Annotated in this window: 8 protein-coding genes and 1 tRNA gene; 6 read left to right on the top strand and 3 right to left on the bottom strand. The window is 61.6% G+C overall.

The window, feature by feature from the left end:
• Positions 1 to 886: 886 nt before the first annotated feature.
• The 3 genes from HOY34_RS21435 (at position 887) to HOY34_RS21425 (ending at position 5,122) form a co-directional block, all read left to right on the top strand.
• Positions 887 to 1,243, top strand: coding sequence for a roadblock/LC7 domain-containing protein (locus tag HOY34_RS21435; RefSeq protein ID WP_172366672.1), 357 nt, complete (start codon positions 887 to 889; stop codon positions 1,241 to 1,243).
• Between the two features lie 388 nt (positions 1,244 to 1,631).
• Positions 1,632 to 3,752, top strand: coding sequence for a dynamin family protein (locus HOY34_RS21430; protein ID WP_172366670.1), 2,121 nt, complete (start codon positions 1,632 to 1,634; stop codon positions 3,750 to 3,752).
• An 11-nt stretch (positions 3,753 to 3,763) separates the two neighbouring features.
• The gene (locus HOY34_RS21425; protein ID WP_172366668.1) at positions 3,764 to 5,122 is read left to right on the top strand and encodes a dynamin family protein; all 1,359 of its coding nucleotides are present in this window, start codon (positions 3,764 to 3,766) and stop codon (positions 5,120 to 5,122) included.
• A 388-nt stretch (positions 5,123 to 5,510) separates the two neighbouring features.
• Here HOY34_RS21425 and clpX read toward each other — a convergent pair whose 3' ends face one another.
• From clpX to HOY34_RS21410, 3 genes are all read right to left on the bottom strand, one after another.
• Positions 5,511 to 6,776, bottom strand: coding sequence for an ATP-dependent Clp protease ATP-binding subunit ClpX (gene clpX, locus HOY34_RS21420; RefSeq protein WP_172366666.1), 1,266 nt, complete (start codon positions 6,774 to 6,776; stop codon positions 5,511 to 5,513).
• A gap of 197 nt (positions 6,777 to 6,973) precedes the next feature.
• Positions 6,974 to 7,606 (bottom strand): ATP-dependent Clp protease proteolytic subunit, encoded by a 633-nt coding sequence (locus HOY34_RS21415; RefSeq protein ID WP_172366664.1) that lies wholly within the window; start codon positions 7,604 to 7,606, stop codon positions 6,974 to 6,976.
• A gap of 167 nt (positions 7,607 to 7,773) precedes the next feature.
• Positions 7,774 to 9,000 (bottom strand): ATP-binding protein, encoded by a 1,227-nt coding sequence (locus HOY34_RS21410; RefSeq protein ID WP_366927000.1) that lies wholly within the window; start codon positions 8,998 to 9,000, stop codon positions 7,774 to 7,776.
• A 111-nt stretch (positions 9,001 to 9,111) separates the two neighbouring features.
• Here HOY34_RS21410 and HOY34_RS21405 point away from each other — a divergent pair, with 111 nt between their 5' ends.
• From HOY34_RS21405 to HOY34_RS21395, 3 genes are all read left to right on the top strand, one after another.
• Positions 9,112 to 10,005, top strand: coding sequence for an MBL fold metallo-hydrolase (locus tag HOY34_RS21405; RefSeq protein ID WP_172366660.1), 894 nt, complete (start codon positions 9,112 to 9,114; stop codon positions 10,003 to 10,005).
• A 79-nt stretch (positions 10,006 to 10,084) separates the two neighbouring features.
• A tRNA-Asn gene (locus HOY34_RS21400) sits at positions 10,085 to 10,159 on the top strand.
• Positions 10,160 to 10,300: 141 nt separating this feature from the next.
• Entirely contained in the window at positions 10,301 to 10,864 is a 564-nt protein-coding gene (locus tag HOY34_RS21395; RefSeq protein ID WP_172366658.1) for a DUF6538 domain-containing protein, read from the top strand.
• Positions 10,865 to 10,984 lie beyond the last annotated feature (120 nt).

The following is a 10,984-nucleotide window of genomic DNA, read 5'->3' as shown; positions in this document are numbered from 1 at the left end:
GTTCAGATCCGCATCGCACTCATGAACCGCTTCACATCACTCGGAACGCCCGAGACCGTCCGCATGCGCTGAAGATAACCGGGAAAGGGGTATCTGCGCCCCCAAGCCGAATAGCGCAACAAAGCCCTGTAGCCCCAAAAACTCATCATATTGGCAACAACCGCCGATAAAACGCATTTCCGCGCAAAATATTGCAATTTCCGTGACGTCGTTCCGCCGGATCAGGTTACGCCTTTCGGTCATTCTCTTTTGAAGAACGCCGGCGGGGCCAATCTGAACAGGTTTCGTGCCTTTTCCAAGTGGTTTTCCGCCCCGGCCAGATCAGGGCCGCGTATCGACCAGGCGAAAGCAACTCAGGGTAAGGGGCTGATTTTTGCCCCTCCCCAGGATGCTTCCGCGCCCGTCCTCCCACTGTCCATGCCTCCACTGTCCATAGAATCGGCAGCCGCAGACGCCCGGGCGCCGGCCTCCCTGCGCACCGCGGATGGCCCCAAAGCGAGACCTATTCCCCCATCGTGCCTGAAACCCTATGCGAGTTCCGCTCTGATCATCACCGCCCCCTTGCGTCGGAAAGGGCCAGGAAAGGCGTCTGCAATCCAGGCACCGCTCAGCCTGATACAGGTCCGACCGAACCTGCCCGCGCATGCTGCGAGAGCCTTCCGATGAAGCGCCCTATCAACCCCAGCAGATTATCACGCGGCATCATACCAACCAGCTGAAAGGAATAGAAATATAGGGATTCACGGGCTGCTTCGGCGATTTTTTCTCGCCTTCTTTAGGACATAGTCCGCGGATCGGAAGCCCCAATTAAGCGACAATCAGGTCCATATTTCAACAAATGTTGATCTCATAAGGACAGTCAGTGTGTATGTTACAGGATTGTAAAATGTCGACCAATATCTCTGAACTGAAAAAAATCGCGGGCTTCATCGGCGCATGCCTCGTTGACAGCGAAACCGGGCTGATGCTTGGAAGCGAGTCGAGCGGCATCAAATTCGACCTCGAAGCTGCAGGCGCTGCCAATACCGAAGTCGTGCGCGCCAAGAATGCCGCTATGCAGGCGCTTGGTCTGGACGACCACATCGAGGACATTCTGATCACCCTGGGCACCCAGCTGCACCTGATCCGCCCGCTGACCTCGAACCCGGCCATCTTCGTCTATGTTGCCCTGGATCGCAGCCAGGCCAATCTTGGCCTTGCCCGCATCGCGGTGAAAGCGGTTGAGGGCAAGCTGAAGATCTGAAGCCCGCCGCGCCCCGCCCCGCATTCCATATGTGCGCGCAAGCCGCAGGCTGCGCGAAGATATGGGCCGCGAAGATCTGGGCAGACTGGGTGATACAGATACCGGCTAAAGGGGCGTCAGGGCGTATCCTGAAATGCCCCCCATGCCTTCGGAACCACGGCAAGGTGCTTTTATTTGCCGGGATTTGATTGCCGGGTCTTGTTTCCCCCGTCGCAAAATGGCCGCCCCCGCTTTCAGGCGCGGTTTGCCCGTATTCCTCACCCGGCCATGGGCACAGTCCACTGTGGCCAAGGCCGGGTTGACAGCACTCAGGTGGATTCCCTTCGCATGCGGGGGCTCGCCTCACTTGTTACTGTTTTAGTGTTCTCCCGACCGGAAGGGAATTGTTGTGAAAATCGCGCCGAATCTCAGGCAGGAGCTGGACTTCCTGCAAGACAGTCTTGCAAGCCTTGAGACCGGCGTCGATGCAAGGGCGCGCCAGGAGCTCTTGCCCCTGCGGCAACGACTGGACGGCTGGGCGGCGAAAGTTGCGGTGATCGGCCAGGTCAAGGCCGGGAAATCGACCTTCGTGAATGCTTTGCTGCATTGGCATGATTTTCTGCCTTCGGATATCAATCCCTGGACCTCGGTCGTGACCGATGTGCGTATCAATATCCCCGGCGATCCGGCCACTGGCGCCAGGTTTGACTTTTTCACCGAAACCGACTGGCAAGAGATCATCGGCACGGGCACCCGCATCAGGGCGCTGACCGAGGAATTGCTGCCCGGCTTTGACAGTGAATTGCTGCGCCGCCAGAGCGAAGAGATGTGCGAGCGGGCGCAGCGCCGCCTTGGCCGCCATTATCATGCGCTGCTTGGCGGCCAGCATGACTATGAACATCTCTCGCCCGATCTTTTGCGGCGCTATGTCTGTGCCGGTCCGGGCAATGATGACGGGCTTGAACGCGAGGCGCTTGGCCGCTATGCCGCGCTGACAAAAAATGCCAGCATATACATGCAGTTGCCGGAATTTGCGGTCCCCACGATCATCACCGATACGCCAGGCGTGAATGACCCCTTTCTGGTGAGGGATGAAATCACCTGCCGCAGCCTCGACCGCTCGGATGTCTTTGTGATGGTGCTGTCAGCACATCAGCCGCTGACCGATGTCGATATCGCACTGATCCGCATCCTGGCCCGTCAGGACGCGAAAGATGTGATGATCTTCGTCAACCGTATCGATGAGCTGGACGAATTCGCCCAGGCCGTGCCGCGTGTGCTGGCCGATGTCGCGCAGCGCCTGCGTGATGCGATCCCGGAAATCGACTTCCGTATCGTGGCCGGCTCGGCATGGTTCGCGGGTCTGGCCATCGCCGAAGATGACAGCAACGGCTCTGCCCGTGAGGCGGCCGACAATGAGGAGCTGGCCCAGTATCTTCACGCCAGCTATGGCCAGGTGCCGCAGTCGCGCAGCCAGCGGCTGATGCTGGCCTCAGGGCTGAACGATCTGAAATCGACACTGTCAGAGCTGATCGACCAGGGCGTCGGCAGTCGTCAGCTGGGCCAGTTCCGTGGTGATATCCGCGCCGAACTGGATGCCGTTCTCTTCATCGGCGCGCAGGAGCAAGAGGCCCTTGCGCAGCAGCTTGGGGCGCTGTGCCGGGATACGGCCCAGCCCCCGGCCGAGGATCCTGAAACCGCTATTGCTGCCATTCGTGCGCTGCGCGACAGCGTAGTTGCGCGGATCGACGCGGCCGATGCCGAGATCGAAAGGGCCGTTGCAACCTCCTGGGCGGGGCTGGAGAGCAGGCTGAACAGGGCTGTGGATGCGTTTGTCGACGGGCAGAAATCTGTCTTCCAGGACCGGCTTTTCGGCTCGGGCGGGGTGGATGGCGGCGACGGCATGCTGGTGATTGACACCACGCCCCTGCAGGATTTCCTGGAGACCGAGGTTCGTGAAAGCTTTGCCGCCGCCCGCCCGGGCACGGATGCGATACTTGAACAATGTATCGACGCCTGCCGGACGATCATCACCTCGCGGTTCCAGGATCCGACCGCCAATATCAACCTCTCGGGTCTGCCCTATGACAGCTTCACCTCCAGCCTGACCTCGACAAGGCGCAGCCTGCGCGTCGGGCTGATCGCGGATCGCAGCTGGGCCTTCTGGCGCAAACCATCGGTAAGCCTCGGGAAAACGGTGGCAGCGCTGCGCACCATTGCCGCTGAAGAACTGCGCGCCCCGGTCGAGAAGATCCTCGCGGCCTATAGCGAGGCGCAGCTGGCGCGCGCCACCGCCGGCATGTCGCGCATCCGTGTGATGCTGCGGATGTTCGACACGGTCGTGAATGAGCAGGCGCAGCGTCTGAACCAGGAAAAAGCCGAGCGCCAGCGTCAGACCGCCAGCCCAAAAGATCTGGCGACACGGCAGCGCGATCTCCGGGCGGCACTGGATGCGCTGGAGCAGCGCATGCTTACACTTTCATCCCTTGATGCCGCGCTGAAGCGGTCTGAAATGAGAATGGCGGCATGAAAATGGCTGACATGAGCACCCTCGTCCCGCAATCGCGCAAAGCAGACGGTTCCACCGCTCCGGCAAGGGTCGTCATTTGCGGCGAGGTCAGCGCGGGAAAATCCACCGTCATAAACGCGCTTTTGCGCAGCTATGTCCTGCCCGACAATATCGGCCAGACAACGCGACCGCTGGTGATTGCGGGCTGGCGCCAGAAAACCGGCATCGAGGTCGATCACAACGACGGCCGTCAAAGCAGTGCCGCCTTGCCCGGCGAGCGCGAAGTTTTTCACGACGCAAGGACGGTGCGGCTGTGGCAGGATCAGCCGCATCTTTCCGGGATCGAGCTGATCGAACTGCCGCTGACCCGGGCCGAGGATCTGACCGACGAGCAGATCGCGCTGGTCGCCTCGGCGGATGTGATGATCTGGGTCACCATCGGCTCGCAGGCCTGGCGGCTGACCGAAAAGGCCATCGTCGAAAGCTTTGGCACGGCCCGTCCGCAAAGCTCGATCCTGGTGGTGTCCCGCGCCGACAAGCTGCGCAATGACACAGATCGCGGCCGGATGATGGACCGCATGGCGCGCGAGACCAGCGAATTCTTTGGCGCAAGGCTGTTCTTGCATGGCGACCGTCGCCGGATCATCGGCTCTGCCGGTTCGGATATGGACTGGCAGGCGACTGGCGGTGCGGCGCTGGCGGCCAAATTGCACGAGATGTTAGAGCCTGGGGGCGCTGCCGGCGGCGAGCACGCCCCCCATGCCGCGCCGGTCGACAGCATGCCTGACGCGGTGGCGGATCTTGCCGGGGCGCAGGGCTTCGATGTTTCCGGCAGCGATGGTGCGATCTTCCCCGAAGTCGAAGTGATTGTGTCTGACGACATGCCAGGGCCCGCGCGTGAAACAAATACCGCCCCTGAGGCCGAGGCAGCACCCGAACCCGCAGCTGTGGCTCTGGCTATGGCGCCAGAGGCTGAACATCCTGCAGCTGACGATGTGACAGCGGCGGCTGACGGGGTGCCCGGATTCACCCGGAAAGCCCCCATGCGGCATGCGGTGGCGGCCATGCCCGGCGTTCTTGTCGCAGGGATCAGCCATCAGAACGGCGCCGGGGGCTATGAGCATTGTGGCGGCGACGCAGACCAGGTCGAGCTGGTTGGCCGCATCTGCGACAATCTGAGCGTGACGCTCGACACCGCCTGGCCCGCCGACGGCGATACCGGCGGGCTAAACGCGTTCAGCCTCTCGGGCCGCAGCCGCAGTCTTTTGTTCCAGGCCGTGCCGGCATTGGGCCTTGTGTTCATGATGGCCGATGCAGCCCTGATGAACCTGGGCATGGCAAATATGGCGCTGAACCAGCTTTGCCTGGAGCTGCGCGGCGCGTCATCCTAGCAAGCGGCCCCCGATCCAGGGACAGCTTGCGATACATTCTGGCGGCTGCCTTCGCCTGCCGGTCGGTTTCGATCCTGCTGAAGCAGGCCTCGGCGGGGACAACCGGCCATGTATAAGACGGATCAGAAAACAGTCCGTGGGACTACCTTCCCGACGACTGCTGTGTGTGTGGGGGGGGGGGCGATGGTTGCACAAAGCGATCCAGGATCCGATAGCGGCCTTGTCCATGACAACCGGCCGCATCCCAATATGCGGATCTCAAGACCTGAAACCGCATTACAGTCTTCGACTATCCCTGTCGGAGGTTTCCGCGTCGGGCGGCGCTTGCGCATTAAAAAAGGGGCGTGCCGTTCCCGACACGCCCCCCTAAATTATCCCGGCCAAAGCCTCAGGCGCTGGCGGCCTGCTTTTTCTTGCCGGTGGTCTCGGTATGGACCAGCAAAGGCACCGCCTTGCCGCCCACGACCTCTTCATTGACCACGACCTCCTGCACGCCTTCCATGCCCGGCAATTCGAACATGGTATCGAGCAGGATATCCTCCATGATCGAACGCAGACCACGTGCCCCGGTCTTGCGTTTGATCGCCCGCTGCGCGATCGCCGAAAGCGCCTCGGTGGTGAAGGTCAGCTTTACATTCTCGATCTCGAAAAGACGCTGATACTGTTTCACCAGCGCGTTTTTCGGCTCGGTCAGGATGGTGACCAGCGCCGCCTCATCCAGATCTTCCAGCGTCGCCACCACCGGCAGACGGCCGACAAATTCCGGGATCAGACCGAATTTCAGCAGATCTTCCGGCTCCAGCTCTTTGAACAGCTCGCCCACGCCGCGATCATCCGGGCCCTTCACACTGGCGCCGAACCCGATCCCCGAGCCCTTGCCGCGCTGTGCGATGATCCGGTCCAGACCCGCAAAGGCCCCGCCGCAGATAAAGAGGATATTGGTCGTATCCACCTGCAGGAATTCCTGCTGCGGATGCTTGCGCCCGCCCTGCGGCGGCACCGAGGCGACCGTGCCCTCCATGATCTTCAGAAGCGCCTGCTGCACCCCCTCGCCCGAGACGTCACGGGTGATCGAAGGATTGTCTGATTTGCGGGTGATCTTATCGACTTCGTCGATATAGACGATGCCGCGCTGCGCCCGCTCGACGTTGTATTCAGAGGCCTGCAGCAGTTTGAGGATGATATTCTCGACATCCTCACCCACATAACCGGCCTCGGTCAGCGTGGTCGCGTCGGCCATGGTAAAGGGCACATCCAGGATCCGCGCCAGCGTCTGCGCCAGCAACGTCTTGCCGGTGCCGGTTGGGCCGATCAGCAGGATATTCGACTTCGACAGCTCAATATCCTGCTTCGAGGAATGGTTGAGCCGCTTGTAATGGTTGTGAACCGCGACCGAGAGCACGCGTTTTGCATGCAGCTGCCCCACGACATAATCGTCGAGAACCTTGCAGATCTCACGCGGGGTCGGAACGCCCTCGCCCGTTTTCAGCCCAGCCGTCTTGGTCTCTTCACGGATGATATCCATGCACAGCTCGACGCATTCATCGCAGATGAACACAGTCGGCCCCGCGATCAGCTTGCGGACCTCATGCTGGCTTTTGCCGCAGAACGAGCAGTAAAGCGTGTTCTTGCTGTCGCCCGAATTGGTGGCCATGCGTAACCCTTTTAAGCCCGCCGCTATAGCTTGCGGCCGTTTCAGTGCGAAAGTCTAGGACAGGTCCCGGACCACCACAACGCCAAAACGCCCCGGCACGACCCGCGCCGGGGCCAATCTTCACCAAAGCGTCATCTGGCAGTCACAGACACAGCTGCGATCAGCGCCCTGCATCAGTTGAACAGCCGGAACGATTCTCATTTGGTCAGGTCTTCGGCCTTGCCGCGCTCAGACACGATCTCATCGATCAGGCCCCAGGCCTTGGCCTCTTCGGCGGTCATGAAATTGTCACGCTCCAGCGCGTCCTCGACGGTTTTCAGATCATTGCCGGTATGTTTGACATAGATCTCATTGAGGCGACGCTTCAGCCGCTCGGTATTGCGGGCATGGATCAGGATATCGGTCGCCTGGCCCTGATAGCCGCCCGAGGGCTGGTGCACCATCACCGAGGAATTCGGCAGGCTGAACCGCATGCCCTTTTCCCCCGCCTGCAGCAACAACGACCCCATCGAGGCCGCCTGCCCGATCACCAGCGTCGAGACCTTGGGGCGGATATATTGCATCGTGTCATAAATCGACAGGCCGCTGGTCACCACGCCACCGGGCGAGTTGATATAAAGCGAGATTTCCTTGGTCGGGTTTTCCGCCTCAAGGAACAGAAGCTGGGCGCAGATCAGTGACGACATGCCGTCATGCACCGGGCCAGAGAGGAAGATGATCCGCTCTTTCAGCATCCGCGAATAGATATCATAGGCGCGCTCGCCCCGGCTCGTCTGCTCGACGACCATCGGGACCAGCGTGTTCATATAGTGTTCAACGGGATCGCGCATCAGGCCTGCCTCTTCAGTTCAATATTCAGTGTTATCGTCAGAAGGTTTCGAGAGTCTTAGTCATGCGGCTGAGCAGCCGCAAGAGAGCCCGCCCAACCTATGGCGGCAAAGACACAGCAAGACCCCGCCCCATCCGCCACACAGATATGCACGGGCCCGCCCGCATCCTAGCGCTGCAACCGCAATTCAGCGTTCAGCCCCCCCATTTTCCGCCCCGTTCCCAGCCAGAGCGCCCCGCCATGACCCGCCGCGATATCAGCGGTGATCGACAGGCCCAGCCCGACGCCGCCGCCGCGATTGGGGTCACGTTCGCGTGCAAGCCGGGTGAAAGGCTGCATGGCGCGTTCGCGATCGGCCTCGGGGATGCCGGGGCCATTGTCCTCAACCGAGAAGACCAGCTCTTGCGGGCCAAAGCGCAGCGTCACCGCAGCCTTTGTGCCGTGGCGCAGCGCATTGCCCAAAAGATTCTCCAGCGCGCGCTGCACCCCGTGGCGGCGCAGCCGGGCCATGCGCGGCTGCCCGGCCACCACCAGGGCCAGGACCTCGCCGCCGCCACGCCTTGCGCCGGCGATCACCTCTTCGGCAATTTCAATCGGGTCGCATTCCTCTTCGCCCTCGGTCGCATCGCCGCGCACAAAGGCCAGAAACTCATCTACCAGCCGCTGCATCTGGATCACATCGGCCTGCAGATCACGGGTGTCCTCATCCTCGGGCATCAGAGACAGCGCCAGCCGCATCCGCGTCAGCGGCGTGCGCAGATCATGGCTGACGCCCGACAGCATCAGCATGCGCTGCTCGATCTGGCGCTCGATCCGATCGCGCATATCGACAAAGGCCCGCCCCGCCGCCCGCACCTCTGAGGCGCCGCGCGGCCGATAAGAGATCCGCTCGCCCCGCCCGAAGGCCGCCGCCGCATCGGCCAGTTTGGCAATCGGGCGCAGCTGCCGGCGCAGGAAGAAAAAGGCGATCACCGTCATCAGCACAGAGGTCAGCGCCATCAGCACCAGCAGCTGATGGGGGTTGGTGGCCGACATCCGCCGCCTGGCGATATCGGCCTGCAAATCGCCAAAGCGGGTTGCGATGCGGGTGCGCACCATCCGGTCCCCCGCCGTCACATCCGCCGCCCGCATCGCCGGGATTTCGGCATGCAGGGTCTCGATGATCGCATAACCCGAAAAATCCAGCGCCGTGCTCTGATCGCTTTGCGGCGCATCCGGCGCGGGCGGAAAGCGCAGGCCGATCTGCAGCGCATCGGCGATTTTCTGCGCCTGCTGCAGGCCGCTGTCCGGATCCGGGGCCGCGTCGAACACCTGCAGCATATAGGCCAGATCCAGCGCCACCCCGCCCGTCAGCTGGCGCGTCACCCCGTCATAATGGCGCTGAATAAAAGCCATGGACACGACAAGCTGAATGATAACGATAGGCAGCACCAGAATAATAGCTGCTCTGCCGTAGATACCGCTGGGAAAGAGGTGTTTCATGCTGATCATGGGGGAAGGCTAGCCATGTCACACGGGGAAGAAAAGGCTCAGTTGCTGCCAGAGCTGCCGCTGCGCTGTGTTCTGGCCGGGAATGCGGGGCCGCTGACAGGGCCTGGCACGACAACCTGGATCCTGGGCCAGGGCGAGGTCACGGTGATTGACCCAGGCCCTGCCCATCCCGCCCATCTGGATGCGATTCTTGCCGCGCTTTCGCCCGGCGAGACGGTTGCGGCCATTCTGGTAACGCATCCCCATCTTGACCACAGTGCCCTGGCCCCTGCCCTTGCCGCAGCAACAGGCGCCCCGATCTGCGGCTTTGGCCCGGCCGGCTCGGGCCGCACGGCCTGGCAGCACGCTTTGGCGCGTGCGGGCCTCGGCGGCGGCGAAGGATTGGATCACGCCTTCGCCCCCACGATTCGCCTGACGGACGATCAGACCCTGCGCTATGGCGCGGAAGAGCTGCGCGTCCTTCACACTCCAGGCCACTCGGCCGAGCATCTCTGCTTCGCCTGGCGCGATGTGCTGTTTTGTGGCGATCAGGTGATGGCCTGGGCCCCCAGCCTTGTTTCGCTGCCCGACGGTGACATGGGGGCCTATATGGTCTCGCTGCAGCGGCTGAGCGCCGGGAAATGGCGCTGCCTGATCCCGGCACATGGCGCGCTGATCCCTGACGCCAGAGACAGAATCGCAGCACTGATCGCGCACAGGCGCTCGCGCGAGGCGAAGATCCTGGCCGCGCTGGCGTCTGGCCCTGCCCAAACCGACGACCTTCTGGCTGCCGTTTACGTTGACACCGCCCCGGATCTGTGGCCCGCCGCAAGGCGTAACCTGTTATCGCACATAGATATTCTCATCCGCAGCAAGGCCGTTTCGGCCTCTGCCTGGCCAGGCGAAAGCCCTGTCATCAGCCTGAGATAGCCACGCAATATAAATTTCAGAAAAAAGAATGGATTGCCTCTTGTCGCCCCCAAAGCCTCTGGCTATACAGCCCGCATGTTCCGGCGTAGCTCAGCGGTAGAGCAGTTGACTGTTAATCAATTGGTCGTAGGTTCGATCCCTACCGCCGGAGCCATACTTCACAGATCCTGTTGAAGTTGCTACGAAAAATCCCGCAGGCCAGACTGGCAGCGCGGGACTTTGCACAAAGTGTTGCACAACGCTTTGATCAAGATCTCCGCTCCACGCGCAGCATCTCCCAACCAGGAGACTGCCCTTGGCCAGAAAGATCCTCTACCTCGAAACCCGAAAGACCAGTCACTTCTGGCGCAGACGCGTGCCAGCAAGCCTGCGCGAACGCTTCGTACCAGAGTTTTTCTGTTTCCCACTTCGAACCCACCTCCTCCGTGAAGCCGCAGAGCTCGCGGGCCGCCTGACGGTCATCAGCGGGCTCTGCTTCCAAGCGGAGTGCGATGTGCCACCGGAAACGATGACACAGATTCTGGAAGAGTACGCCCGCCTCGAAATCGAGGTGGCTGACCGGATTCGCGCCCTCACACCCCCCAGATCGCGTGAACAGGCAGAGGCCGCCATGAGCTTCGAGATCGCCGCGCGCGAAGCCTTGAAAGACGCAATCTTCAGATGCGACCGCGAGGCCGCCTACTGGCCGATCCGCGCGACTGCAAAGCACCTCGGCATCGAAATCGACGACACAGAGGTAGACTATGCAACCCTGGCGGATCGTATGCTGCGCACTATGATTGAGGTCAGCACTGAGCGCGAAAACCGGGCAAGAGGTAATTTTTCGTCGCCCGCTCCCTGGGTATCCTCGGCCTGTTGAATCTCACGCGGAACTGAGCCGGTTTTGTCACCGAGAAGTGAGCCACCTCTGATTATGGATTTTGGTTCAAGCTGGGGTCAAGGTTGGGTGTGTCTCCTTCTTTTTTCTTACTGCAGCTGC

The sequence above is a fragment of the Pseudogemmobacter hezensis genome (assembly GCF_013155295.1).
Lineage (GTDB): Bacteria > Pseudomonadota > Alphaproteobacteria > Rhodobacterales > Rhodobacteraceae > Pseudogemmobacter > Pseudogemmobacter hezensis.
The sequence above is the reverse complement of the archived record's forward strand: the minus strand, read 5'-3'. Positions and strand labels throughout refer to the sequence as shown.